Origin of the sequence: Dactylosporangium fulvum, assembly GCF_025137375.1 — a bacterium.
Classification (GTDB): Bacteria; Actinomycetota; Actinomycetes; order Mycobacteriales; family Micromonosporaceae; genus Dactylosporangium; species Dactylosporangium fulvum.
In genome coordinates this window covers 3,311,598-3,336,392 of the sequence record NZ_CP073720.1, presented here as the reverse complement: position 1 = coordinate 3,336,392, position 24,795 = coordinate 3,311,598, and the positions used below count along the sequence as shown (strand labels likewise).

At 69.2% G+C, this 24,795-nt stretch carries 24 protein-coding genes; 5 read left to right on the top strand and 19 right to left on the bottom strand.

Annotated elements, in window-relative coordinates; all coding sequences use genetic code 11:
* Positions 1-10 precede the first annotated feature (10 nt).
* Genes Dfulv_RS15295 through Dfulv_RS15280 form a run of 4 tightly spaced genes read right to left on the bottom strand, consistent with a single transcriptional unit; the run spans position 11 to position 2,243 of the window.
* Positions 11-304, bottom strand: coding sequence for a Dabb family protein (locus tag Dfulv_RS15295; protein WP_259863651.1), 294 nt, complete (start codon positions 302-304; stop codon positions 11-13).
* 32 nt (positions 305-336) lie between these two features.
* A complete protein-coding gene (locus Dfulv_RS15290) occupies positions 337-771 on the bottom strand; it encodes a hypothetical protein (protein ID WP_259863650.1) in 435 nt (144 codons plus the stop codon).
* Positions 772-786: 15 nt separating this feature from the next.
* Positions 787-1,110: a 2Fe-2S iron-sulfur cluster-binding protein gene (locus tag Dfulv_RS15285; protein ID WP_259863649.1), complete on the bottom strand. Its 324-nt coding sequence runs from the start codon at positions 1,108-1,110 to the stop codon at positions 787-789.
* A 2-nt stretch (positions 1,111-1,112) separates the two neighbouring features.
* Entirely contained in the window at positions 1,113-2,243 is a 1,131-nt protein-coding gene (locus Dfulv_RS15280) for a serine hydrolase domain-containing protein (RefSeq protein ID WP_259863648.1), read from the bottom strand.
* Here Dfulv_RS15280 and Dfulv_RS15275 point away from each other — a divergent pair.
* Both Dfulv_RS15275 and Dfulv_RS15270 read left to right on the top strand, forming a co-directional pair.
* Entirely contained in the window at positions 2,242-3,639 is a 1,398-nt protein-coding gene (locus Dfulv_RS15275) for a CaiB/BaiF CoA transferase family protein (protein ID WP_259863647.1), read from the top strand. The two genes, Dfulv_RS15280 and Dfulv_RS15275, sit on opposite strands and share 2 nt — an antisense overlap.
* Before the next feature lie 84 nt (positions 3,640-3,723).
* Entirely contained in the window at positions 3,724-4,419 is a 696-nt protein-coding gene (locus Dfulv_RS15270; protein WP_259863646.1) for a GntR family transcriptional regulator, read from the top strand.
* Between the two features lie 23 nt (positions 4,420-4,442).
* Here the strand turns inward: Dfulv_RS15270 and Dfulv_RS15265 are convergent, their stop codons facing one another.
* From Dfulv_RS15265 to Dfulv_RS15230, 8 genes are all read right to left on the bottom strand, one after another.
* Positions 4,443-5,585 carry an alpha-hydroxy acid oxidase gene (locus Dfulv_RS15265; protein WP_259863645.1) on the bottom strand — a complete coding sequence of 381 codons (1,143 nt, stop codon included), beginning with the start codon at positions 5,583-5,585 and terminating at the stop codon, positions 4,443-4,445.
* A 13-nt stretch (positions 5,586-5,598) separates the two neighbouring features.
* The gene (locus tag Dfulv_RS15260; RefSeq protein ID WP_259863644.1) at positions 5,599-6,144 is read right to left on the bottom strand and encodes a hypothetical protein; all 546 of its coding nucleotides are present in this window, start codon (positions 6,142-6,144) and stop codon (positions 5,599-5,601) included.
* 71 nt (positions 6,145-6,215) lie between these two features.
* Positions 6,216-7,040 carry an SDR family NAD(P)-dependent oxidoreductase gene (locus tag Dfulv_RS15255; protein ID WP_259863643.1) on the bottom strand — a complete coding sequence of 275 codons (825 nt, stop codon included), beginning with the start codon at positions 7,038-7,040 and terminating at the stop codon, positions 6,216-6,218.
* Positions 7,041-7,083: 43 nt separating this feature from the next.
* Positions 7,084-8,304 (bottom strand): cytochrome P450, encoded by a 1,221-nt coding sequence (locus Dfulv_RS15250; protein WP_259863642.1) that lies wholly within the window; start codon positions 8,302-8,304, stop codon positions 7,084-7,086.
* A gap of 152 nt (positions 8,305-8,456) precedes the next feature.
* On the bottom strand, positions 8,457-9,641 hold the full coding sequence (locus tag Dfulv_RS15245; protein WP_259863641.1) for an NAD(P)/FAD-dependent oxidoreductase: 1,185 nt from the start codon (positions 9,639-9,641) through the stop codon (positions 8,457-8,459).
* 31 nt (positions 9,642-9,672) lie between these two features.
* Positions 9,673-10,458, bottom strand: a complete 786-nt coding sequence (locus Dfulv_RS15240; protein WP_259863639.1) for an enoyl-CoA hydratase-related protein — start codon at positions 10,456-10,458, stop codon at positions 9,673-9,675.
* A gap of 22 nt (positions 10,459-10,480) precedes the next feature.
* Positions 10,481-11,422, bottom strand: coding sequence for an enoyl-CoA hydratase/isomerase family protein (locus Dfulv_RS15235; protein WP_259863638.1), 942 nt, complete (start codon positions 11,420-11,422; stop codon positions 10,481-10,483).
* 299 nt (positions 11,423-11,721) lie between these two features.
* Positions 11,722-12,378 (bottom strand): hypothetical protein, encoded by a 657-nt coding sequence (locus tag Dfulv_RS15230; protein WP_259863637.1) that lies wholly within the window; start codon positions 12,376-12,378, stop codon positions 11,722-11,724.
* Between the two features lie 198 nt (positions 12,379-12,576).
* Between Dfulv_RS15230 and Dfulv_RS15225 the strand changes: the two genes are divergently transcribed.
* Positions 12,577-13,332: a TetR family transcriptional regulator gene (locus tag Dfulv_RS15225; protein ID WP_259863636.1), complete on the top strand. Its 756-nt coding sequence runs from the start codon at positions 12,577-12,579 to the stop codon at positions 13,330-13,332.
* Here Dfulv_RS15225 and Dfulv_RS15220 read toward each other — a convergent pair.
* The 4 genes from Dfulv_RS15220 to Dfulv_RS15205 all read right to left on the bottom strand — a co-directional run bounded on the left by Dfulv_RS15220 (position 13,271) and on the right by Dfulv_RS15205 (position 19,085).
* Positions 13,271-14,020 (bottom strand): helical backbone metal receptor, encoded by a 750-nt coding sequence (locus tag Dfulv_RS15220; protein WP_406568017.1) that lies wholly within the window; start codon positions 14,018-14,020, stop codon positions 13,271-13,273. The genes Dfulv_RS15225 and Dfulv_RS15220 overlap by 62 nt on opposite strands.
* A 23-nt stretch (positions 14,021-14,043) precedes the next feature.
* Positions 14,044-14,553, bottom strand: coding sequence for a MarR family winged helix-turn-helix transcriptional regulator (locus Dfulv_RS15215; protein ID WP_259863635.1), 510 nt, complete (start codon positions 14,551-14,553; stop codon positions 14,044-14,046).
* 104 nt (positions 14,554-14,657) lie between these two features.
* Positions 14,658-17,906, bottom strand: coding sequence for a fused isobutyryl-CoA mutase/GTPase IcmF (gene icmF / locus Dfulv_RS15210; RefSeq protein ID WP_259863634.1), 3,249 nt, complete (start codon positions 17,904-17,906; stop codon positions 14,658-14,660).
* A gap of 336 nt (positions 17,907-18,242) precedes the next feature.
* On the bottom strand, positions 18,243-19,085 hold the full coding sequence (locus Dfulv_RS15205; RefSeq protein WP_259863633.1) for a LysR family transcriptional regulator: 843 nt from the start codon (positions 19,083-19,085) through the stop codon (positions 18,243-18,245).
* A 72-nt stretch (positions 19,086-19,157) separates the two neighbouring features.
* Here Dfulv_RS15205 and Dfulv_RS15200 point away from each other — a divergent pair, with 72 nt between their 5' ends.
* Positions 19,158-20,327, top strand: a complete 1,170-nt coding sequence (locus Dfulv_RS15200; protein WP_259863632.1) for an MFS transporter — start codon at positions 19,158-19,160, stop codon at positions 20,325-20,327.
* Positions 20,328-20,363: 36 nt separating this feature from the next.
* Here Dfulv_RS15200 and Dfulv_RS15195 read toward each other — a convergent pair whose 3' ends face one another.
* The 3 genes from Dfulv_RS15195 to Dfulv_RS15185 form a co-directional block, all read right to left on the bottom strand.
* The gene (locus Dfulv_RS15195; protein WP_259863631.1) at positions 20,364-21,035 is read right to left on the bottom strand and encodes a DNA alkylation repair protein; all 672 of its coding nucleotides are present in this window, start codon (positions 21,033-21,035) and stop codon (positions 20,364-20,366) included.
* 99 nt (positions 21,036-21,134) lie between these two features.
* The gene (locus tag Dfulv_RS15190) at positions 21,135-22,367 is read right to left on the bottom strand and encodes a YncE family protein (protein WP_259863630.1); all 1,233 of its coding nucleotides are present in this window, start codon (positions 22,365-22,367) and stop codon (positions 21,135-21,137) included.
* A gap of 185 nt (positions 22,368-22,552) precedes the next feature.
* Positions 22,553-23,887: a right-handed parallel beta-helix repeat-containing protein gene (locus Dfulv_RS15185; protein WP_259863629.1), complete on the bottom strand. Its 1,335-nt coding sequence runs from the start codon at positions 23,885-23,887 to the stop codon at positions 22,553-22,555.
* A 195-nt stretch (positions 23,888-24,082) separates the two neighbouring features.
* Here Dfulv_RS15185 and Dfulv_RS15180 point away from each other — a divergent pair, with 195 nt between their 5' ends.
* Positions 24,083-24,739, top strand: coding sequence for a response regulator transcription factor (locus Dfulv_RS15180; protein WP_259863627.1), 657 nt, complete (start codon positions 24,083-24,085; stop codon positions 24,737-24,739).
* Positions 24,740-24,795 lie beyond the last annotated feature (56 nt).

The following is a 24,795-nucleotide window of genomic DNA, read 5'->3' as shown; positions in this document are numbered from 1 at the left end:
GGCGACGGGCTCAGTGGAACTCGTAGTCGACCACCGTGCGCGAGTCGACGAGCGGACCGAGCATGCCCGCCAACGCGACATGCTCGTCGTGCCGCAGGTATGCGGAATAGTCATCCATCGAGTCGAAGTCGACGCAGATGGCGAAGTCGCTGCTCCCCTGGATCAGCCCGCGGTCGCTGCCGCAGGCCAGGGCACGCACCTGCGGGAGCGTGCGGCGAACGGACTCGAGCCGATCCGCCAGCTGCTCGATCTGGCCCGGGGTCACGTCCGGCTTGAACTTGATGAGCACCACATGCCTGAGCATGCTTCCTCCAGTGATCGGGCGGCTCGGGCCGGTCATCCGACGGGTTGGCTTGAACGCAGGCTGCCGAGGAGCTCGGACTCCGTCCGCATGGCGTCGGTGGACCGCTCGACGCCGGGACCCTTGCCGTACCAGAGGCCGAAAACGCCGTCGTAGTCCGACTTCACGCTGCCGGCGTTGAGGTACTGCGTGCCCCAGATCGCGGTCGCCGCCAGGTCCTCGTTGAGGCCGGGCTCGAAGCGGACATGGTACTGCTCGAGCCGTTCACGCTCGCGGCGCAGTTCCGTGTCCAGGCCGCCGAGCGGCGAACCCGGATAGCCGGACACGTAGCCCGCGGTGTTGTGACCTGCCGCCAGGTCAAGCTTTCGCTGGATCGCGGGCAGGCGGACGATGACGTCCCAGCCCCGCAGACAACTTCGCCCCTCCGTGGCGTCGAACTCCGAGACCGCCGCCTTTTGCTGAACACCCACGCCGTCCTCCGGGGTTCAGGCCTGGTCTTCGGGGAGCGTCACAATCAACCCGTCGAGCTCGGGACCGCAGATGAGCTGGCAGGACAACCGGCTGTTCGGCAACCGCTCCGACGTCGTCGCATCGAGCATCTCGTCCTCGTCTTCCGACAGGGGCGCGAGCCGGTCCAGGAACTCCTCGTCGACGTAGACGTGGCAGGTGGCGCACATGGCCTGGCCGCCGCACTCGCCGAGGATCCCGGGAACGTTGTGGGAGATCGCCGCGAGCATGAGCGACTTCCCGGCCGGCACGTCATAGCTTTCCGCGCTGCCGTCCGGCTGGACGTAGGTCACCTTGGGCACTGCTACTCCTTCACAGACCGGGCCACGGCACCCAACAGCGTGAACGGGTGCTCGTCCGGGGGCAGGGGTGGGTTGATCCGGAACATGCGGTTGTGGCAGATGGCCACCGCGAGCCCGGTATCGGGGTCGGCCCACGCGATCGTCCCACCCGCGCCGTTGCTCGACAGGATCCGCGGGCTCGTGCCGATGATCGGCTCGGCGGGTGGTGAGTCGCCGCCGAGCCAGAAGCCTCCCATGCCGACCCAGGGCACCTGGCCGAGCACCTCGTCCCAGGCGTGCGGGTTCGGGCGCGGCTGGGTGAAGGACATGACCCGGTCGGCACTGAGCAGCCGGTGGCCGTTGAACTCGCCGCGGTTGGCCAGCAGGGCGAAGAAGCGTGCTACAGCCCTGGCGTTGGCGATCCCGCCGGCGCCGGGGATGACCGCGTCGTAGAACGTCGGGTCGTTCCAGAGCGGGCCGGGCGTGATGTTCGAGGGCATGGCCAGCTCGCGGTATTGGCTCGGCTGCGGCCTGAGGTTGCCGGCGGAGTACAGGGTGGCCACGCGGTCGTGGTTGCGCCCGTCCATGCCGAGGTAATAGTCCTCGATGCCCAACGGCTGGAAGATCTCGTCGCGTGCGAACTCGGCGAAGGTACGGCCCTTGGGGTCGGTGCGGCGAACGATCTCGCCGACCTGCCAGCCGTAGCTGATCGAGGCGTACGCGCTCGTGCCCGCTGGAAACAGCGGCGTGAGCCGGGCGAGCCCATCGACGCACCAATTCCAGTCCTGCAGCCGTTGCGGCGTCGTGCCTTCCGGCATCTGCGGCACCCCGGACTGGTGAACGAGCACGTCACGGACGCGGATGGCGTCCTTGCCGTTGGCGGCGAACTCCGGCCAGTACGTCGCGACCGGCGCTTCGTAGTCCACGTAGCCGCGCTCGGCCTGGATGTGCAGCGCCGTCGCGACGAGCCCTTTGGTCACGGAGAAGATCGGGAAGAGTGTCTCGCCGGTGACCGGCGTGCCGGCGTCGTCGGCGGTGCCGATGCATCCATCCAGCACGAGTTCCTCGCCGATGTAGGCCGCGATCTGCACGCCACGCTCGCCGCGCTCGAGCGCGGTCTCCAGCGCGGTTTGGAGGTCACGCTGTCCACCCATGTGGAACTCCCTTCACATTGGCATGGCCGGCCCGCGGCCTCGATCGGCGGGATCGAGGGCGGTCACCGAGTCGTCGAATCTCGTCCAGGGGGTCACAACGAGGCGGACGAAGATCGTCGGCGAGCCGAATCCGACCGGTGGTGGACCGTGTGCCGCATCCTCTGCTTGTCCGGGCACCGACGTCCGGCTAAAGTGTATACAGGATACGACAGCCCAGTCCAGCTTCCACGGGCACGAACACGAGCAATCGGAAGCACCCTCAACGGCGGAAGGTTGGAAGAGCCGCGTGACATCCGACGGCGCACCGCTCGCAGGAGTCCGGGTGCTCGACCTGACCACCTACCTCCCGGGACCCTACGCCACGCTGCTGCTGGCCGACCTCGGCGCGGACGTGATCCACGTCGAACGACCCGGAGGCGAACCGGGGCGGCACATCGAGCCACGAGTCGGGGACGACAGCGCGCTGCACGCCTGGGTGGGTCGCAACAAGCGAAGCATCCAGCTGAACCTGAAGGACGACGAAGACCGCGACCGGCTGCGCACCCTCGTCACCGGCTGCGACGTCATCGTCGAGGGGTTCACCGTCGGCGTCGCGGCCCGGCTCGGCTTCGACTACGAGACATGCCGCGCCGTCAACCCTCGTGTCGTGTACTGCTCGATCTCCGTCGCCGGGCAGCACGGTCACAACCCCGGCACACCCGGACACGACATCAACTTCCTGGCCCGCGCCGGCTTCCTCAGTCAGGTCAGGGATTCGGCCGGTGCGCCCGTGCCGATCGGGCCACCGATCGCCGACATCGCCGCCGGCCTGCACGCCGCGGTGGGGATACTCGCCGCGCTGCTGCAGCGGGAACACAGCGGCGAAGGCCGGTTCGTGGACGTGAGCCTGCTGGGCTCCGCGGTCGCGCTGACCGGCCCGCAACTGGTCAAGGCGCTGGCCGCCGATCCGCCGCGCCTGGAGCGCGATTTCAACCTGGGCAGCGATGCCGGCTACACGACGTATCAATGTCGCGATGGCCGATGGATCGCCATCGGCGCACTCGAGGACCATTTCTGGATCCGGCTGTGCCGGTTGCTCGACCGGGACGATCTGATCCAGTTGCGCGCAAGCCGGCCCGACGCCGCGATCGAGCAGCTTTCGGCCGTCTTCGCCGCGGCAGACCGGGACCATTGGGACGCACTGCTCGGCGACGCGAACGTCTGCTACGCGCCGATCAACGACATGGCTGAGGCGGCCGTCGATCCATATCTGACCGCCAGCCAGGACATCGTCACTGTGGGACACTCGCGACAACCGAATAGTCCCATTCGACTATCCGGCTCGGTGGGCCGTAGATTCAGCCCCGCTCCCGGATTGTCGTCAGAGGACGTCAGCTGGTGCCGGCGTCCGGAGTAACGTCATTGATACCGATCTTTCATTGTGACACTTTCTTCGGCTACCGTATACCATGGACATTGTCGAACCGAGTCAAGGAGAACCATGGCGCAGCCTGACGTGATGGTGACCCAGCCGACCAGCAAAGTTCAGCGCTCGTTGCTCGGCAGCCAGATTGCCGACCAGCTGCGCCGCGACATCCTGCTCGGCATGATCAAGCCCGGCACTCGCCTGTCGCAGCAGCCTCTCTGCGAACGATTCGGAACGAGTCGCATGCCGATCCGCGACGCGCTGCAGGCGCTCACCCACGAGGGCCTGCTGACCACGGATCGTGGCCAGCACACGATCGTCGCGCCGCTGAGCCGCGCCGATCTCATCGACTCCTACCTCATCGAGGGCATGCTCGCCGGCATGGCCGCGACGCGTGCCTCGGAGAACGCGACGCCGGACGACCTGGAGAACCTGGCTTCGCTGCACGACGGGATGGTTGCGGCAGCGGCAGTCGGGAACCAGGCGTCGATGGCCGAGCTCAACTGGACGTTCCATCGCAGCATCAACCGGCTCGCGCGGTCGCGGAAGCTGCTGACCGCACTCAAAATTCTTTCCGTTGACCTGCCGCGCAACTTCCTCATCGAGATGCCCGAGCGGGCAGGCCACTCGAACGCCGAGCACGAGGCGATCATCGAGGCGATGCGGCACCACGAGCACAAGAAGGTCGGCTCGCTGATGACCGACCACATCGTCGGATCCGGGCACGGACTGGTGGAGCACCTGACGTTGCAGGGACTCGAGTTGCAGTGACACCCGCCGCGACGGTGCGCGCGTCAGTCGGGCGGAGCCAGGAGATCGGGGCCGATCGACTCGATGGTCGGTCGGCCCGAGAGGGCCATGGCCATGTCGAGTTCGGCACGCAGGACCTCCAGCACCGCCCGCACACCGTTCGAGCCGCCCGCCGCGAGTCCCCACCAGTAGGGTCGGCCGATCAGGACGGCGCGTGCGCCCAGAGCCAGCGCCTTCAGCACGTCGGTCCCCCGCCGGACGCCGCCGTCGAGCAGCACCTCCACGCGATCCGGCACCGCGTCGACGATTCGCGGTAGCACGTCGACGGTCGCGGGCGTTCCGTCGAGCTGCCGACCGCCGTGGTTGGACACCACGACGGCATCGGCGCCCTCGCCGACCGCGAGCAACGCGTCGCGCCGGGTGAGGATGCCCTTGACCACCATCGGACCCGGCCAGAGGCTGCGCAACCAGCGCACCTCGTCCCATTGCGCCCCGGGATTCGTCAGCTCGTTGTTCACCCAGGACATCAGCGCCATGCCACGTGAGTCGGGCACAAAACTCGAGAAGTTCGTAAAGGTGATCTCGGGCCCGCGGAGCAGATGCGTGACCCATCGGGGGTGCCGGGCCCCTTCGTAGAGGTTCCGTGCCGTGATACGGGGCGGGATGCTCATGCCGTTGCGCACGTCGCGCTCGCGCCGGCCCAGCAGGGGTACGTCGACCGTGACCACCAACGTGGAGTATCCGGCGTCCAGCGCGCGTTTCACGACGTGCTCGACGGCCGCCCGGTCCCGCCAGGGGTAGATCTGGATCCACAGGTCCCCGGTGGCGTTCGCGGCGATCTCCTCGATCGTGAACGCGGTCGAGGCGCTGACGACGAACGGGACCCCGGCGCGCCCGGCCGCGGCGGCGACCTCAAGATCCGCCCGCCGGTGCACCAGTCGCTGGAGCCCGGTCGGCGCGAGCAGCACCGGCATCTCGACCTGCCGCCCGAGCACCGTGGTCGCTGTCGACCGGCGGCTGACATCAACCTGCTGGTTGGGGTACAGGCGGATCTTCTGGAACGCGTCGATGTTGTCGCGCATGGTCAACTCGTCGCCGGCCGCGCCGTCGACGTAGTCGAAGACGAAGCGGGGCAGGCGACGCTTCGCGATGCGGCGGTAGTCCTCGATCGTCACACGCCTGGCCATGCCGACCTCCTGATCACGCGAAAGAAACCTCGACCGAGCCGATACCCTCGTAATCCGCCCGGAATGTGCCGGCCCGCACCACGACCGGATCGGCGAACGTCCCGGACGCGATGTGCGAGCCGGCCTGGACGATCCTGCCTTGCTCGGCGAAGGCCCCGTCGGCCACCAGGTCGGCGACCGTCCCGTCCGGGAGCGGATACCAGCCGGCATAGCGTGAGTCGGGCACCTCGAAGCCCGGCGCGACCAGGCAGGCGTCGAGGATCTCCTCGACGCCCGCCGCGGCCGAAAGGGGGCGTGTGGCCACGAAGACCAGCTCCGGTTCGATGACCGGGCGGAACAGGTCATCGAGCGCCAGGGTCGACCCGCTGTCCACGACGTGCTGCGGCGGCACGACGCCGAGCGCGGGTTCGTCCGTGCCGTAGAGCTCCTGAATCGTGCGGGTCACCAGGCTGACCTTGTACGAGGGGACCGCCCGGGAATCGCGCTCCCACAACCGCTCGAAGACGCGTGACTGGACGAGACACGCCTCCTCCAGCCCGAGCCGCGCCACCTCGTGCACCGGTGAACCGGCCGCTGCTCCCGGTGCGCCAGGACCAGTGCACTCGCCACCTGATCGACGGACATCGCCCGTTACTCGCTGTTCTTGGTCACAAGACCGCTTCGGTTCATGAAGAGGTTGACACCGCCGTCGGCCTCGATGGCCTGGCCCGTGATGAACGAGGCCTCTTCCGAGCACAGGAACAGGTGCAGGTACGCGACCTCGCGGGGGTGGGCCATGGTGCGCAGCCCTGAGGTCTTCATCGCGATCTCACGGCGGTCGCGAGCGACCTGCAGCTGCGCATCGTCGTAGCCGAAGCTCTCGTCGATGTTGGTCTGCATCCGGCCGGGGCAGACGCAGTTGACGCGGATGCCGTCGGCCGCCAGCTCCGCGGCGAAGAACTTCGTCATGCCGACCGCCCCGTGCTTCGAGGCCGTGTAGCCACCCAGGTTCGATCCGCCCAGGATGGTGAGCCCGGCGACGGACGCGCTCGACGTCATCGCACCGCCACCGGCCCGGCGAATCGCCGGCGCGGCGTACTTCAGGGACCGCCACAGCCCCTTGAGGTTGATCTGCAGGACCTCCTCCAGCTCGTGCTCCTCGAGCTCCTCGAGAGACTTGCGGGAGGCCACACCGCCGATGCCGGCGTTGGCGACCATGATGTCCAGGCGGCCGAACGTCTCCTCGGCGCGCGCCACCAGCGCGCGCACGTCCTCGCTGCTCGCGACGTCGGTCCGCTGGAAGACCGCCTCGGATCCCTTGTCCCGGATGGCGGCCGCGACGGCCTCGCCGCGCTCGACGCTGACGTCGGCCACGACGACGCGGGCGCCCTCCTCGGCGAACAGCTTGGAGGTCTCCTCGCCGAGGCCGGAGGCGCCGCCGGTGACGATGGCGACCTTGTCCTTCAGACGTGCCACTTCGGCATTCCCTTCACAGTTTCGATGTCAGGTGTGCGATGCCCTACCGGGCCTGGAACAGCACGTGCAGGGGTGCGTAGAGGCGGAACATGGACCCGCCGAGGGAAGGCGCCTCGGCGGCAGGATCCAGGCGCAGCTCGCCGAGACGGTTCACCAGGCGGGCGACGCCCTCCTGCAGTTCGACGCGGGCCAGCCCGGAGCCCGCGCAGGCACCGATCCCCACGCTGAACGCCAGGTGCTGGCGCGGGTTCTTGCGCCCGAGATCGACCTCGTCGGCGTGGTCGTAGTGCGACTCGTCCCGGTTGCCGGACGCGATGAGCGGGGCAACGATCTGCCCCTTCGCCAGCCGAGCGCCACCCATCTCGACGTCCTGCTGCACGACCCGGGTCCGGAAGTGGTTGGTCGGCACGAGGCGCAGGGCCTCCTCCACGAAGTGCGCGACGACCTTCGGATCGGCACCGGTGAGGCGTTCGGTCATGCCCTCGGTGGTCAGCATCAGGTAGATCGCGTTGGCGAGCTCGATGCTGGTCGTACCGCTGCCGCCCGTGAAGAACGTGCGCACGAGGCCGTACAGTTCGTCCTCGCTCCAGCCGGTCATCGCGTCGTCGTGCAGCACCCGGCTCATGATCGTGTCGTCGGGATGCACCTTCCGCTGCTCCATGAACGGCCGGAGCAGATCGTCGATCCGGTGGGTGGCCTCGAGGGCCTGCTCGGCGAACGGCCTCGACTCCTCGGGCTTGAGGTAGATGGAGCTCTTGTAGTGCTCGATGTGGTTGAAGTTGGTGCGGAGGTCGGCCATCCAGGACGGATCCCGCCAGGGCAGCCCCAGGACGGCGGCGATGGCCCGGTCCGCCACCGGCTCGGTGTAGTCATGGACGAGTTCGGCGCTGCCCCGCGACGCGAACTCGTCGATCGTCGCGTCGACGACCTCGGCGATCACGCCGGACCGGAGGGCCTGCAGGTTTTTCGGGTTGAAGATCTCGAGCCACCACCGGTGGTGCTGGAGCCGTTCCTGGCCGCGGAGGAACGTCGGCGTGGCGATGATTCTCTCGTAGCGCTGCTCGGACACGATTTCGGCGGGCGTCAGGCGGGCGAAGGTGTCCTCGTCGGCGAGGATCTGGCTGACCGACGAGTAGCTCGACGCCACCCAGTAGCCGGTGCGGTCCTCCCAGGACACCGGACCCCGCCGGCGCGCCGCTTGGTAGTAGTCATACGGGCACTGACCGGCGACATCGACCAGTTCCTGCTTTTCGGCCTCGGCCATGAGAACGCTCCTGTCGACGGGACGCGACGTCGCATCATCCGCGAACGCGCCGTTGGCACCATTGGTCCGCACTTCGGCGCGCTGTATACGGGATACCTTACTCAGTGAACCCTGTTTGGCAAGGTTCAGTCAGGGTTGTCCAATGGGGCGGCTCAGCCGCCGCTACCGGTGAGCGCGGCGGCCAGCGCCTTCCGTGCCCGGAGATGGTCTCCCGGCGCATTGATCGACTCGCAGGCGAGCAGCGTGCCGCCGCGCGAGCAGTACACCGAGAACTTGTCATCCCGGGCACGCTCGGTCCGCAGTTCGTCGTAGCCCGCGCTGAGCCCGGCTATCTGAAGCTTTTGGCCGAACTGCTCCGTCCAGAACCACGGGACCGCCCAGTACGGCTCCGTCGAGCCGTTGATCAGGCGATCGGCGACGAATCGCGCCTGGTCGGCCGCGTTCTGCACGGACTCCAGCCGGTAGCCCGCCCCGTCGGGCCCGGGACCGGGGAGGCGAGCGCAGTCGCCGATCGCCGAGATCGCCGGATCCGCCGTCAGCAGCTGGGCGTCGACGAGGACGCCGTCGCGGACCGGCAATCCGCACGACGCGGCGAGCTCGTCATTGGGCACCGCGCCGACACCGACGACGACGATGTCGGCCGGCACGACGTCCGGTTCCCGCGTCAGCACACCGGTGACGCGCCCGCCCTCCGTCGCTATCGCGTCGACGGCCGACGAGAGCCGGACGTCAACCCCGGCCCGGCGATGCAGCGCGAGCAGATGCTCGGCCATGACGTGCGACAGCGACCGCGCCATGAGCCGCGGTTGCGCCTCGAGGACGGTCACCCGCAACCCGAGGTCGGCCGCAGCGGCGGCGACCTCGAGCCCGATGAACCCGCCGCCGACGACGGCCACGCTCCTGGCGACACTCAAGCGCGCCCGCAGGTCGACCGCCTCGTGCCGGGCCCGCAGCGACACCACACCGTCGGCGTCGTGGCCCTGCACACGCAACTCGCGGGCCCGCGCTCCGGTCGCCAGCACCAGATGCCCGAACGATCGGCGCGTGCCGTCGGCGAAGACGACGCTGCGGCCGGCACGGTCGATGCCGACGACCCGGGCACCGACGACGAGCTCGATACGTTGCTCACCGTAGAACGAGGCCGGGCGGAAGCGCGTGTCCTCCTCGTCCTGCCCGGCGTGCAGGTATTCCTTGCTGAGCGGCGGTCGCTGGTAGGGCAGCTCGTCCTCGTCGCTGACGAGGACGACGCCGCCTTCCCAGCCCCGCGTGCGGAGCATGAGTGCCAGCGTGAACCCGGCGTGCCCGGCTCCGACGATGACGACCGGGGACTCACTCATGATCTGCTCGCGTGTGCTGCACCAGCGCCTCCTAGCGACGGAACCGGGCGAAGTCCGCCGGGCGCTTCTCGAGGAAGGCCGACGTACCCTCGTGGAACTCCTCGGTCCCGTGGATGAAGTTGATCATTTGTTGACCGTGTTGCACCGAGGCCCACAGCTGATCGGATTCGAAGTTGAGGGAGAGCTTCGCGACGCGGAGGGCCTGGGGGCTGAGCGACAGCAGGCGCTCGCACCACGCGTCGACGGCGGCGTCCAGCTCGTCGGGCGGCACGACCTTGTTGATCAGGCCGATGGCGTGCGCCTCCTGGGCGGTGATCGGCTCGCACAGCATGACGATCTCGCGGGCCCGGCGTTCGCCGACGATGCGCGGAAGGAGCTGCGTGCCCCACCAGACCGGGACGCTGCCCATCTTCGGACCCGACTGGCCGAACTTGGAGTCGCTGCTGGCGACGGTGAGATCGCAGATCATCTGCAACTCGTTGCCGCCACCGACCGCGTAGCCGCGCACGCGGGCGATCACCGGCTTGCCGCACCCTCGCATGATCATCGAGAGGACGCTGGTGCGGCGGTTCATCCGCGCGGCCCCCACCGGGTCCGACGCGTCCTCCCACGCGATGTCCCCACCGGAACAGAACGCTCGATCGCCGGCGCCCGTCAGGACGATCACGCCCACCGTACGGTCCGCCTCGGCCTGGCCGAAGGCCCAGATGAGCTCGTCGAGCGTCTCCTCGCGGAAGGCGTTGCGCTTCTCCGGGCGGTTGATCGTGATGCGGGCGACACTATCTTTGACCTCGTACAGGATGTCGCTCAGTTGCATGATCGGCTCCTCGGTAATTTCGTCATCGTTGGCCGCCGCCGAAATCGGGCTCCCGGCGGTGCCGGAACGCTTCGAACCCGATCTGGGCGTCGTCGGAGGCCATGTGATCGAGGGCCAGCGGTCGCTCCGCGCGTAGTGCCTCGTGCACCTCCAGCCCCTCGCCCACCCGGAGGGCATGCTTGATCGCCGCCGTCGCGCGTGGACTCAGCCGGCTCAGCGACCGCGCGGTTTCGGTCACGACCGCCGCCAGCTCCTCGTCGTCAACAACTCGGTTCACCAGCCCGAAGCGCTCCGCCGTGTCGGCGTCGATCGCCTCGCCGGTGACCAGCATCCACGTGGCTCGCCGCAGGCCGATGAGCCGCGCCAGGCGCTGGGTCCCTCCCCCGGCGGGAAACAGCCCGAACCGCGCGTGCTGGTCGCCCAGGCGGGCCGAGCGGGCAGCGATGACGACGTCGCACACCTGCATCAGCTCGAACCCTCCCGCCAACGCCACGCCGTGGACCTGCCCGATGACCGGCTTGCTGCAGGCCTCGATCGCGTCGAAGGCGTCGTGCCATTCGTCGAGGAAGCCGTCAAAGGCGGCCCGGTCCCGCACGAGCGCGTTAACCTCGGCAAGGTCGCCGCCCGCGCTGAACGCCCGGCCCTCGCCAGCCACGATCAGGACACGGACATCGGGGCTCTCCTCCGCGAGCCGAACCGCGGCGCGGAGGCCGCGCACCATGTCCCGATTGATCGCGTTGAGCTTCTCGGGACGGTTCAGGGTCAGGCGGGCGACCCCGTCGTCCCCGGCGGTCCAGCGCAGATGACCGTTGGTCAGCTCGTCGATCAGCCGGGCGGCGTCCTGCGCGTCGGGAATCGGGTGCGGTTTCGCAAGCTGCACGTCAGCCCCCTTCAGAAGTTCGGATACTGTATCCCACTCTCCCCCAACGTTCAACCGGTCGACCGGCCCTGCGGCTACCGACAATGACGTCCGCCCTGATCGCGGCCGGTCTGACCACGACAACGCCACCGCACACCACCACCGCCACCCGGGTCACCCAAGCCATACGCAACCTCGTCATGGACCCGCAGGACGCCGGATGCCGCGCCCGATGCCGCATCTCGGTTGGAGCACCGGCGAGGCGGGCTGCCGTCACCAGGCGCTGCCCAAAGTGCCGTCGTCACGGCAGGTGGTGAGCCCGCCGGCGAGCCGGTCGTCGATGCTGGTGCGGGCGGTTGTACGGCCGGCGAGCGCAGCGCCTGCTCCGCTTGCTCAGAACAGTGCTACGGCGCCGGATTCGGCGAGACGCACTGGGGCAGCGGTTCATCACGAGAGTGCCGCACGGACCGATCGGTCCAGGCGACGGTTGCGGCGGCTACGAGACCGCGCATCCGTGCGGCGCGAAGTTCGGCGGCCCGCCGCGCCGGGCCGTACTGGTCAGCCCGCACGCCGCGGGGTGTCCGCACACCGAGCCAGGCACCGTACAGCACCTGGACGTAGCCGCACTCGTCCACTGTGGACAGCCAGCGAGGTCCGGGCGTGACGCCGGCAGCGGACCAGACGTTGCCACCGGCGTCCAGCAATTCCAGTCCTACCGGCCCGATCTGTACGGTCCAGCCAGGAAGCGGCGCGGGCACCGGGGCGTCCAGCGGAAACCGCCCGAAGCCCCTCCGCACGAGCAGTTCCACCTGCAGATCGAAGGTGCGACCGGTAGGCGGGTCGACAGCCATCAGTGGCTCGGCCGGTTCCAGCAGCAGGATCGCCGCTGGGCGGACACCGGCGGCGGTCCATCCCAGTGCCGGATCGTCGGCGAGCAGAGCCCGCCCGACGGTCTGACTGTCAGCCATCAGGTGCCCGATCGTCGACCAGTCCGGCACGGGCGGCGGGAGTGTCGGTGTGGCGCGCGGCGGGCGAGCGCCGAGTGTGGGTCTGGCGGACATGGCGGCTCCCTTTCTGGTTCAGCGGGAGTTCAGGCGTGCAAGAGGTAGCGGGCACGGTGAAATGTGCGGACAGGGCGCCGGGTGGGCCTTGCCGTCGACCCGCAGAAGTTGACCCTCAGTGCCATACTGTAGGGCACTGAGTGCCATGGTGGAAGATGCCGTGGTGTGGCTCACCGGTTCGGAAGAAAGGCCTATCTCATGCCCGGCCAGTCGCGCACCCGGCACGATCTCACCGCTGCCGCTATCGAACTGTTTCTCACCAAGGGGTACGACGAGACCACTGTCGATGAGATCGCCGAGGCGGCCGGAGTGGCCCGACGCACCTTCTTCCGTCATTTCCGAAGCAAGGAGGACGTGGTCTTCCCCGACCACGACGAATGCCTGACGCGCGTGGAACAGATCCTGACCGGCGCCGATCCCGCACAGCGCCCCATGGCGGCAATCGCTTCGGCCACACACCTGGTTATGGACATGTACGCCGACGATCCAGCCGCGTCGGTCCAGCGCTACCGACTGACCCGGCACGTGGCCGCGCTCCGCGACCGTGAGATCACCGCGACCAGCCGCTACCAGCGGGTCTTCACCAGTTACCTGAACCGCCGCTCGGGCGGTCGGCCGCATTCCAGACTGCCCGACGAGGTCGCCGCAGCCGCGGTTGTCGCCGCGCACAACCACGTGCTGCGGCAATGGCTGCGGGACGGCGGAAAAGGCGACGTGCGGACAGAACTGGACCGGGCGCTCACCGCGGTCGAGGCGTCCCTCGGCCCCTGGCTGGCCGGCGAACCCGCCGGCGCGTCAACCCCCGACGAGCAGGTAGTGGTCGTGATCATGCGCCGCGGCACGCCGATGTGGCGCGTCGTACAGGAAGTGAAGGCCACCGCGGCCGACACGTTCAGCGCACCCGATCGAGCAACTCCGCACGGGCCGAGGCCAGCGACGGACCGTACCAGGTGAGCTGCCGCCCCGACAGGAGAACCGTCCTGATGCCGGGGAACGCCTCCGGTCCGTCGTCATCGGTGAAGGCGTAGGGCTCGTCGGGCAGGAGCACGAGGTCTGCGCCGGCCGACCGCAGTCCGGCGAGGTCCACGCGGGGATAGCGCTCGGCGGAGGTGCGGAACACGTTGACCAGGCCGAGACGGCTCAGTACATCACCGGCGAACGTGCGGGAGCCCACCACCATCCAGGGGTCGCGCCAGATCGGGACGACGACCCGCGGTGCCGGCCGCGGCGCTGGGCGGCTCCACTCGTCGGCCGCGGTGCGCAGCCAGCCCGGTTCACCGACGTCGAGCACATCGACGAACAGCCGCCGCAGCGACCGCAACGCGTCGTCGACGGACTCGATCACGGTGACCCACACCGGTACACCGGCCGCCCGCAGCCGTTCCACGTCGATCCGGCGGTTCTCCTCCTGGTTGGCCACCACGAGGTCCGGCCGCAACGCCGCAACCGCGGCCCGGTCGGGGTTCTTCGTGCCGCGCACCCGGGGCAGATCCAGCCCCGGCGGATGCGTGCACCAGTCGGTGACCGCGACCAGCCGGTCCGGGACCGTCACAGCCAGCGCCTCGCTGAGCGAGGGGACGAGGGAGACGATGCGTCGGGGCGGGCCGTCCAGGGTCAACACGTGGCCGAGATCGTCGGCCAGGCGGCGCCCGGCTCCGGGGCGGGTCACGTCTCGAAGTCTCCCGCCGCTTGCCGGAGCTCGCGAAGAGTGTCGACGAGGGCGCGCATTCCGGGCGTGGTCAGCTCGGACCGGCTGAAGACCTGGTCATTGAGCAGTTCCGTGGCCTGCGCCGCCACGGACCGGCCGGCTTCGGTGATGGTCACCAGCACGCCACGGCCGTCGTTCGGGTCCGGACGACGGACCACCAGTCCCGCGGCCTCCAGGCGCGAGGCCGCATTGGTCACGCTGGTCGGGTGCACCTGCAGCCGTGCGCCCGCCTTGGCCATCGGCAGACAGCCTTCCCTGGTGAACGACAGCAGCATCAGCAGTTCATACCGGGCGAAGCTCAGCTGCAACGGACGCAGGACGTCGTCCACCCACGCTTGAACAATCGCCTGCGCCCGCATGAGCGAGGTAACGGCGGCCATGCCCTCGGCGGCGGCCTCCCAGCCGTGCTCACGCCACAGCCGGGCGGCTTCCCCGATCGGGTCAAACGGGAGCCGTGCGGTCGTCACCGGGTTCCTCCTGGGCTGGTCGGATACCCCGGAGGTTACAGCGTGCGCGGGGACGGGACGGACCCGCGACACCGCGGGTGGCCCCCCTGCGCTCAATGTCGCGGTCATACGTTACGCCGGTACTGGCCACCCACCTCGAAGAAGGCGCCGGAGATCTGGCCGAGCGAGCAGTGCCGCACGGCCTCCATCAGCTCGGCGAACACGTTGCCGCCGTTCATCGCGGCCTGCTGGAGCCGGGCGAGGGCGGCGGGCGCCTCCTCGGCGTGCCGGGTGTGGAAGTCGGCGAGCCTCGTCAGCTGGGACTGCTTCTCCGCCTCGGTCGCCCGGGCCAGCTCGACGGTCTGCGGCGGGGTCTCGTCGCGATGCGGATCGAGGAAGGTGTTGACGCCGACGATCGGCAGGCTGCCGTCGTGCTTGCGGTGCTCGTACAGCATCGACTCGTCCTGGATGCGGCCGCGCTGGTAGCCGGTCTCCATGGCGCCGAGGACGCCGCCGCGCTCGGCGATGCGATCGAACTCTGCCAGCACCGCTTCCTCGACCAGGTCGGTGAGCTCGTCGATGACGAACGAACCCTGCAGCGGGTTCTCGTTGCCGGCCAGGCCCCATTCCCGGTCGATGATCATCTGGATGGCCAGGGCTCGGCGGACCGAGTGCTCGCTGGGGGTGGTGACCGCCTCATCGTAGGCGTTGGTGTGCAGGCTGTTGGCGTTGTCGTAGATCGCGCACAGCGCCTGCAGGGTGGTGCGGATGTCGTTGAAGTCCATCTCCTGCGCGTGCAGCGACCGGCCGGAGGTCTGCACGTGGTACTTCAACTTCTGCGACCGCTCCCCCGCGCCGTACTTCTCCCTCATCGCGATTGCCCAGATCCGCCGGGCAACCCGCCCGATCACCGAATACTCGGCGTCCATGCCGTTGGAGAAGAAGAAGGACAGGTTCGGCGCGAACTCGTCGATCGCCATCCCGCGGGCCAGATAGGACTCCACGTAGGTGAACCCGTTGGCCAGTGTGAACGCCAGCTGGCTGATCGGGTTCGCCCCGGCCTCGGCGATGTGGTAGCCGGAGATCGACACCGAGTAGAAGTTGCGCACCCGGTGGTCGATGAACCACTGCTGGATGTCGGCCATGCAGCGCAGCGCGAACTCGGTGGAGAAGATGCAGGTGTTCTGGCCCTGGTCCTCCTTGAGGATGTCGGCCTGCACCGTGCCGCGGACGCTGGCCAGCACCCAGGCGCGGATCCCCTCGGCCTCCTCCGCGTCAGGTTCGCGGCCCTTCTCCTCACGGAAGGCGTCGATCCGCTGGTCGATGGCGGTGTTGAGGAACATGGCCAGGATCGCCGGCGCCGGGCCGTTGATCGTCATCGACACCGAGGTGGTCGGCGCGCACAGGTCGAACCCGGAGTAGAGCACCTTCATGTCATCGAGCGTGGCGATCGAGACGCCTGAGGTGCCGACCTTGCCGTAGATGTCCGGGCGCAGGTCCGGATCGCGCCCGTAGAGGGTGACCGAATCGAACGCCGTCGACAGCCGGGTGGCCTCACCACCCCGGCTCACCAGCTTGAACCGGCGGTTGGTGCGGAAGGCGTCGCCCTCGCCCGCGAACATCCGCGCCGGGGCCTCGCCCTCCCGCTTGAACGGGAACACCCCGGCGGTGAACGGGAAGAACCCGGGCAGGTTCTCCCTGCGCAGGAACGTGAGCAGGTCCGCCTCGTCGCGGGTGCGCGGCAGCGCCACCCGGCGGACCCGCGAGCCGGACAGGGTCTGCCGGGTCAACGGCGTGCGGATCTCCCGGTCACGAACCCGGTAGACGTACTCGTCGCCGGAGTACTCCGCGACCCGCGCCGGCCAGGTCGCCAGCAGCTCACGCGCCTCCGGCAGCAGTTCGCGGTCGGTGACGGTCGCCAGCTCGCGTACCCGTTCCGCGGCCGCGTCGTCGCCCAGCAGTTCGACCGTCATGCGCAGGGACTGACGCCGGCGTGCCACCTCGGCCTGCGCGCCGGTCGTCCGGTGGTATCCCCGGACCGCGTCGGCGATCTCCGCCAGGTAGCGGGAGCGGGCGGACGGAACGACGCTGGTCAGCCCGGAGGAGGCGCGGACGTCGACGGCCGGCAGCGTCCCGGTTCCCGCCGGCAGCCCTTTGGCCACCAGCAGGTCCCGCAGGCGCTGGTAGAGCGCGGTGACGCCGTCGTCGTTGAACCGGGCGGCGCTGGTGCCGAACACCGGCATCGTCTGCCACGCGACACCGAACGCCTGCCGGTTGCGTACCAGCTGTCTCGCCACGTCGCGGCGGGCGTCCTCGGCCCCGCGCCGCTCGTACTTGTTGATCGCCACGACGTCGGCGAAGTCGAGCATGTCGATCTTCTCCAACTGCGACGCGGCACCGAACTCCGGCGTCATCACATACAGCGCCACATCGGAGAACGGCACGATCGCCGCGTCGCCCTGGCCGATGCCCGGCGTCTCCACGATCACCAGGTCGAACCCGGCCGCCTTGACGGCGACCAGGATGTCGTCGAGGTGCTCGGGCACCTGCGCGCCGGCAGTGCGGGTGGCCAGCGACCGGAAGAACGTGCGGTTGCCCAGCCCGGTCTCCAGCGCGTTCATCCGAATCCGGTCACCCAGCAGCGCACCGCCGCCGCGCCGCCGTGTCGGGTCGATCGCCAGGACAGCGACCCGCAGCTTGTCCTCCTGGTCCAGCCGCAGCCGGCGCAGCAACTCGTCGGTCAGCGACGACTTGCCCGACCCGCCCGTGCCGGTGATGCCCAGCACCGGCACCACGCGTCCGGCCGCCGCGGTCCGCAGCCGGTCGGCCAGCCCCGGCGACCCTCCCGCCTCGAGCACCGTGATCGCCCGGGCCAGCGCGGCCGGATCGCCGGCCAGCAGCGCCTTGACGTCCGGATCCGTGACCGTGAGGTCGACGTCGCAGGCCCGGATCAGCTGGTTGATCATTCCGGGCAGGCCCAGCCGCTGGCCGTCTTCCGGAGAGAAGATCGTCACGCCACGCTCGCGCAACAGCGCGATCTCCTCCGGCACGATCACGCCGCCCCCGCCGCCGAAGACCCGCACATGGCCGGCACCGGACTCGGCCAGCCGCTCCACCAGGTAGCTGAAGTACTCCACGTGCCCGCCCTGGTACGAGGAGATCGCCACTCCTTGCACGTCCTCCTCCAGCGCGGCCCGCACCACGGTGTCGACGCTGCGGTCGTGCCCGAGGTGGATCACCTCCGCACCCTGTGCCTGCAGCAGCCGTCGCATCACGTTGATCGCCGCGTCGTGCCCGTCGAACAGGCTCGCCGCGGTCACGAACCGGACCGGGTGGGAGGGAACGTGCAACTCGGACGGCGTGCTGGGAGCCATGCCCACTCCTGATTCTTCTGCCCCGGACGGCCGTCGGCGCGGCCGGATACTTGGATGTCCATGTACTCTACGACGGAATAGTAGGATGTCCAAGTATCATGAGGAGAAGGTGACCCCGGAGCCCCGGCCCGTGGTCGGGTTCGCTAACGGCCGGTGCCGGGCGGCAGTCTCCAGCCGAACAGCCACGCGAGCCGCTTGCCCGGCCAGTGCCACAGCCGCTCGCCGGTGTCCCGGTCGAAGACGTCGGCGCCGCGCTCGCCGTCGGCGAAGACGACGACCTCCGTGGACTCGGCGGTGGCGCTGAACGACGCGATCGTGCCCGACCAGCCGCGGAACTCAGATCATGCGTCGTAGCGCGGTCTCCACGGCATCGATCAGCGGATCGCCTTCGGTCCGTGGGTGCCGCGCGAGACCGAACTCGACGTCCGGCAGGGCGGGCAGGGCGTCCGCGTCGTGGCAGACCATGACCGGTTCGAGGTTCGTGGGCATGAGCGCCGCGACGCCGAGCCCGGCCCGTATCGCGGCGAGCACACCGACCAGGCTGTTGCTTTCGAACGCCACCCGCCAGCGCCGATCGGTACGTTCCAGCGTCTCCAGCACCGCTGTACGCCAGGCGCACGTGTTCGAGAACAGCACCACCGGCAGCGGATCGGCAGTCACGTCCACGCCCTGGCCGATCGCCCAGACCAGCGGGCGGCGTACCGTCCAGCGCGGCGGCCCGGGAAGGTCCGGCACCTCGTCGAGCACGAGGTGGACGCGGCCTGCGTCGTAGGCCTCCTGCATCGCGGCGCTGGAAACGCTGAGCACCTCCAGCGTCGCGCCGGGGTGCAGCCGGGCGAGGTCGGCGAGGGCCTGCGGAAGCTGGGACGCGGCGAGGTCTTCGAGCAACCCGACGCCGCAGTGGCCGGTGAGCGCGCGCCCGGTTTCGGTGAGTGCCTGTGCGGAGAGCGAGAGAATGCGTTCGGCGTACGGCAGAAGCTCCTCACCCGCCCGGGTCGGCGAGACGCCGGACGACGACCGGTACAGCAGCGGACGGCCGACAACGCTCTCGAGCTTGCGCAACTGCTGGCTGAGCGCGGGCTGGGTATGTCCGAGCGCGGCCGCGGCGCGGCTGATGCTGCCCGCCCGCACGGCGGTGACGAACGACCGCAGCAACACGATCTCAAGATCCCTGGCCATAAGCATTCATTATGCCGACTCCCAACAAATTCGCCGTTCCTATGACACAACGGATGATCTAGCGTCACGCAGGTGACCGGATACCGGCAGGTGCTCGCCGTGCCAGGGATGGCATCACTCCTGGGCGTTTCACTGCTCGCCCGTACCGCGATCACGGCTGACGTGATGGCGCTGACGATGTATGTCGTGCTGGGCCTGGACATGAGCTACGCGGCAGCGGGTGGTGTCGCGGCGGCTCTGACCGCCGGGGTGGCGCTGGGCGGGCCGCTGCTTGGCCGCATGATCGACTGGCGGGGCCTGCGTACCGTGCTGCTGGTCACTGTCGTACTGCAGGTCGCGTTCTGGCTGAGCGTGCCGATCCTGCCCTACGGGATCCTGCTGGGCGCCGCCTTCGTGGCGGGTCTGCTGATGGTGCCGGCCCAGTCGGTGACCAGGCAGGCGATCGCCGCGATGACGACGGCGGGACAGCGCCGGGCCGCGTTCGCGCTGGAATCGGTGCAGGGCGAGCTGTCGTACATCGTGGGCCCGGCGGTGGTGATCCTGTGTGCGGCGAAGATGTCCCCCGATGTGGTGGCGTGGGGGGTCGGTGCCGCGATCGCGGCCGGCGGAGCCGGGATCGCCTTGCTCAACCCGCCGGTGCGTGCCGAGGACGAGGCGGATGCCGGCGCGGCCGGACGACCCCCGCGCCGGGAGTGGCTGGGCGCCGGCATGATTGCCGTACTGATGATGGCGTTCGGCACCACGACGCTGCTCAGCGGCGTCGACCTCGCCATCGTCGCCACGCTTGAAGAAGCAGGTCAGGTGTCCTGGGCCGCCGTGGTCGTAGCCGTGTTCGGCGTGGCGTCCGTCGCCGGTGGGCTGGTTTACGGCGCGCTGTCCCGGCCGCTGCCCACGTGGCTGCTGCTCGGCCTGCTCGGGCTCATGACGATTCCCGCCGGGCTTGCACACGACTGGCCCTGGTTGTGCGTGGCCGTCGTCGGCGCCGGGCTTCTCACCGCGCCGACCCTTTCCACGGTGGCCGACGCGGTGAGCCGGCTGGCGCCGGCCAGCGTGCGGGGTGAGGCGACAGGTCTGCAATCCTCGGCGCAGAGCGCGGGTTTCGCGCTCGGCTCCCCGCTCGTCGGGGTGGCGGTTGACCTCTCCGCACCAGCGGGCGGCTTCGCGGCGGCCGGGCTGGCCGGCCTCGTCGCCGCGTTGACTGGATGCCTGCTGTCCCGCCGCTCGCCCACCCGAAGGTCGTGAGGCGGACGCCCCGTGGACTCGGCGCTGCGGCGTGTTCTATGCATCGTGCTGTCGGCGCACCATCTCGGTGATCCAGATGGGCGCGAACGGAGACGTGCAGCCCGGGGACGTCGGGTAGTCCTTGAGCACCTCCAAGCGCTCACCGATGCCGATCGCGCGGGCGCGGTGCTCGACGTGCTCGATCCCGATCTGAGCCAGGCAGTGGTTCATCGCCCACTGCAGGCGATCCGGGGCGTCGCTCATCTCCGCCTCGATGACGTCGAGCAGTCCTGCGAGGTCGAGGCCCTCGGGCTGCTTGGCCACGCGTTCGGTGGTCAGCGCCCAGCCGGCGCTCGCCACCACCGGATCCGGATCGGCGAACCAGGCCAGGCGCAGCTCCTCGGAGTGCGGGTTCTTCTTCACCACGTAGTTCACGAGCCAGTCCTGCACCTTGGGGGCACGCGCCTCACGCACCATGCCGTCCAACTCGTCACGCTCGAACGCCTTCGGACGGCTGATCAGGATCGCCAGCAGTCTCGCCGCGGTGTCATCCGTCGCCCAGAGCCGGCGCGCAAGTTCCTGCTGCGTCTTCAGCCGCTTCGCGAGCGCGCGCAGTTTGCCGAGGTTCACACCGTGATCGTCACCGTGTTTCTCGTTCACCTCGCGCGCCTTCGGGTCCTCGAGCTCGGCCAGCTCGGCCATCACCCCGGCCACCGTCGTCTCGGCCACCTCAGCGTCTCCTGTCCGTCGCGTGTGAGGTTCAGCCTACGAGGAAAGCACGGCCAACCAGGTGATCAGCACGCACCCGCGTCTCGGCGGCCGCTGTGGTCAGCGCAGGATGCCGGTGTGGCCGAGGGAGTACCGACCGGGCTGCGGCCAGAAGCACAGCCCGTGCGGCTGGGTGCCGACCTTGATCCGGGCGAGCAGGTGCCCGTCGTCCGTGGAGATGGCGTAGACCTCGCCGTTGTACCGGCCGGAGAGCCACAGGACCTTGCCGTCCGCCGAGACCCCGCCCATGTCCGGGCTGCCGCCGCCGGGGATCTGCCACTTGGCGACGAGGGTACCGGTGGCGAAGTCGAGAACCGACACCGAACCCTCGCCCCGGTTGGCGATGTAGAGGCGCTTCGAGTCGCGGCTGACGTACAGCCCGTGCGTGCCGGCACCGGTCGGCAGGAACATCCGCACGGTGAACGCGTCCCCGTCGAGAATCCACACGCCGGAGGTGTGCATGTCGGCGACGTACCAGGTGCGCCCGTCCGGGGTGAGCTTGACGTCCTGCGGCATCGCCCCGGCGCGTGGCAGGTGCAGCTGGCCGACCACCTCCTGACGCTGGACGTCCACCTTGATCAGGTCGCCGGAGAACTCGCAGGTCGCGATGAAGTAGCGGCCGTCGGCCGAGAAGTCGGCGTGGTTCACCCCGGAGCAGTTGACCGGCACCGATCGTACGATCGCCATCGTGTGCGGGTCCCGGAAGTCGATGCGGTGCAGCAGCTCCGCCATGACCATCGCGAACTTGCCGTCGGGGGTGAAGTACAGGTTGTACGGGTTCTCGACCGGGACGGGCGTGCCGAACGCGCCGGTCGCCGGGTCGATCGGGGTCAGCGTGTTGCCGTCGTTGTTGTTGACCCACAGCGTGCGCAGGTCCCAGGCCGGCACGACGTGCTGCGGTGCGTCGCCGACCTTGACCGTCTGGATGACTTTGTACGTCACCGGGTCGATGACGGAGACGGTGTCGCTGTCGAGATTCGGCACGTATACCCGGACGGGGTCGTTCCTGACCGCGTCGGCGAGCGCGCCGGGCCGGTCCGCGGCGTAGACGTCGTGCGGGTCGAGCAGCGGCGGCATGCCGGGCAGCGCGGCGCCCGGCGCGGTGGCCCCGCCCGGACTCCCGGGCGGCCGGGACGTGGCCATGCCGGGCATGCTCATCCCGGGCATGGCCTCCGGCGTGTGGTCGCCGGAGCCCGCGTGCTTCGGTGCGGGCTTGGAAGAACACGCACCCAGCAGCAGGGCGGCGGCGGTCAGTGTGGCGAGCGCACGGGAGCGAAGGTGCCCGGGCACCATCAGCCGACCAGCTCGGCCATCGTGGCGGGACGAGGACTCCGCATCCAGGCGGTGACCGTCCCGGAATGCCGGAAATAGCGACTCACGATTGATCCGTTCTGTACACAGCAGGTCCTGGGCGACGACTGTGGCGCTCCAGATCGAGACAACCCGTGCGGGCACGGCGGCAGGCTCGGCGGCGCGGGTCAGTGCTCGTAGGCACCGCGGTCGTCGTACGGGCGTGGGCCGATGCCGGTGTTGGGTACCGCAGGGTCGTCGCGGCGCGGCGTGCCGACGATGTCGACCGGTTGCTCACCTGAAACGCCGGAGTCTGCCGAGTCGATCGCCGGCGATCCCGCCGCCAGCCGCAGATCACCGCCGGACGGGTTGCGGAAGAGCGGTTCGGCCTGCAGGCCGTGCTGCTCCTGGCCGGTGGCGCTCCGCATCGCCGCCAGCGAGGTGAACGACGAGCCGAAGACGTACATGGCCCCCGGCTTGCTCAGGTACACGAGGTTGCTGTCGACGACCGTCGTCGCCGGCGCCGAGTCGAAGATGCCGATGTTGCCGGCGCGCCGGTTGCAGGAGATGCCGTTGTAGGCCGGGTACACCGCGTTGTCGACGGCGATGTTGTTGGCCACGACGTAGTTGCCCGACGTGCCCTCGACGTTGATCCCGCTCGTGCAGTTGTGGTAGATGGTGTTGCCGATCAGGCGGCCACCGGTGACGTTCAGGTTGTCGATGCCGTGATCGCCGTTGTTGTACGAGACGTTGAGCGTGGCGAACGAGTTGTCGGCCCCGGTGTAGAACTGCAGACCCGAGTCCTCGTTGTCGTGCGCCACGTTGCCGATGACGGTGTTGTTCGGTCCGATCACGTTGATGCCGTTGGCGTTTCGCCGGTACCGGTTGGCGTTCCACGACGACTCGTTGCCGCTGACCGTGGTGGTGTTGGTGCCGCTGGCGAGGTAGATGCCGTGGTCGCTGTTGTGGTGCGTGAAGTTGTCGCTGACGGTCGAGGCGCTGGTGTCCTTGAGATAGATGCCGGCGGCGAGTCCGCCGCTGACCGGGGTTCCCGCGTCCGACACGGTGTTGCCGGAAATAACGATGTGGTTCGATTTTTTGACCGAGATGCCGTAGGACGTTGTGTCGGTGATGTTGAATCCGCTGATCGTCACGTATGACTTGCCGGACACGACGAAGCCGTTGGTGCCGCCGGTGACGGTGACCGTCGCGCCGGTTGCCGGCCGGAGGGTGATCGGGTTGTCCGCGGTCCCGCTCCCGGCGACGGTGACCGATTCCGGGTACGTGCCGTCCGCGACCACGACGGTCTGGCCTGCTGCCACCACCGTCGCTGCCTTCTTGATGGTGCAGAATGGCTGGGCCTGGGTTCCCGGGCCGGCGTCGGAGCAGCCTGGACCGCCGACGTAGAGGTACGGGTCGACGGCGAAGGCCGGGCTGGCGCCCAGCGCGGTGCAGACGAAGGTGATCCCGCAGAGACCACCCGTGACGGCGGAGCGTCGGGAAAGCCAGTGAACGCGCGACATGAGGACTCCAGTGCGGAGAGCTGATCGGATCCGGCTCGCTCATGATGCGTGTGGCGTCCTGCCGGCACCCGCTGCAAAAGACGTAGATTGCCCTCACCTGAATGAGGTCACCCGGGCCGATCATCCGGATTTCTCACCCGGGCGCCTGACGCGTATGCCGGATTACTTCCACCGGAGTGGGTGCATGGTGCTCTGGTGCGCGATATCTCGGTGCTGGTGGTCGACGACCACACACTCTTCGCTGAGGCGTTGCAGGCCCGGCTGTCCTGCGAGTCCGGTCTGCGGCCGGTTCATGTGGCCTTCACCGCTGATGCCGCGCGTACCTACCTGGCTGCCCATCACCCACAGGTCGCGGTGGTCGATGTGACGCTCGGCAACGACAGCGGGGTCGACCTGGCCAGGTATGTCGCCGAGACCGCGCCGACCACCCGGGTGGTGATGCTGACGGCGGTCGAGTCGGTCGACGCGGTCGTCGCCGTGCTGCGTCACGGTGCCCGGGCGTGGCTGCCGAAAACCGTCGACGGCGATCATCTGGTGCGGGTGATTCGCGGTGTGGCGGAGGGCGAGGCATGGCTGTCCCCGAGCCTGCTCGGGCAGGCGCTCCCGGGCTTGGTCGCGCGGAGCACGGCGACGCAGCCGGACCTGCTCGGCCGGCTCACCAAGCGCGAGCGGGAGGTGCTGCAGTGCATGGTTGACGGGCTGAGCCGCGCCGAGATCGCGATCCGCCTGCACCTGTCGACCAACACGGTACGCACCCACACCCAGAACCTGCTGGCCAAGTTCGAGGTGCACTCGACGCTGGAGTCGGTCGCGGTCGCCCTGCGTCACGGGTTGCGCGCCTCCGGCCACTGAACGGCCCTCCCGCAGATGGCGTAGACGAACCTGCGGCAAGCGCGCGATCACCCGCG

Coding starts and splice junctions, on each gene's coding strand:
- Dfulv_RS15295 (WP_259863651.1), bottom strand. CDS start 304: ATGCTCAGGCATGTGGTGCTCATCAAGTTCAAGCCGGACGTGACCCCG.
- Dfulv_RS15275 (WP_259863647.1), top strand. CDS start 2,242: ATGTGGAACTCCCTTCACATTGGCATGGCCGGCCCGCGGCCTCGATCG.
- Dfulv_RS15280 (WP_259863648.1), bottom strand. CDS start 2,243: ATGGGTGGACAGCGTGACCTCCAAACCGCGCTGGAGACCGCGCTCGAG.
- Dfulv_RS15270 (WP_259863646.1), top strand. CDS start 3,724: ATGGCGCAGCCTGACGTGATGGTGACCCAGCCGACCAGCAAAGTTCAG.
- Dfulv_RS15265 (WP_259863645.1), bottom strand. CDS start 5,585: ATGGCCAGGCGTGTGACGATCGAGGACTACCGCCGCATCGCGAAGCGT.
- Dfulv_RS15250 (WP_259863642.1), bottom strand. CDS start 8,304: ATGGCCGAGGCCGAAAAGCAGGAACTGGTCGATGTCGCCGGTCAGTGC.
- Dfulv_RS15245 (WP_259863641.1), bottom strand. CDS start 9,641: ATGAGTGAGTCCCCGGTCGTCATCGTCGGAGCCGGGCACGCCGGGTTC.
- Dfulv_RS15240 (WP_259863639.1), bottom strand. CDS start 10,458: ATGCAACTGAGCGACATCCTGTACGAGGTCAAAGATAGTGTCGCCCGC.
- Dfulv_RS15230 (WP_259863637.1), bottom strand. CDS start 12,378: ATGTCCGCCAGACCCACACTCGGCGCTCGCCCGCCGCGCGCCACACCG.
- Dfulv_RS15225 (WP_259863636.1), top strand. CDS start 12,577: ATGCCCGGCCAGTCGCGCACCCGGCACGATCTCACCGCTGCCGCTATC.
- icmF (WP_259863634.1), bottom strand. CDS start 17,906: ATGGCTCCCAGCACGCCGTCCGAGTTGCACGTTCCCTCCCACCCGGTC.
- Dfulv_RS15205 (WP_259863633.1), bottom strand. CDS start 19,085: ATGGCCAGGGATCTTGAGATCGTGTTGCTGCGGTCGTTCGTCACCGCC.
- Dfulv_RS15190 (WP_259863630.1), bottom strand. CDS start 22,367: ATGGTGCCCGGGCACCTTCGCTCCCGTGCGCTCGCCACACTGACCGCC.
- Dfulv_RS15185 (WP_259863629.1), bottom strand. CDS start 23,887: ATGTCGCGCGTTCACTGGCTTTCCCGACGCTCCGCCGTCACGGGTGGT.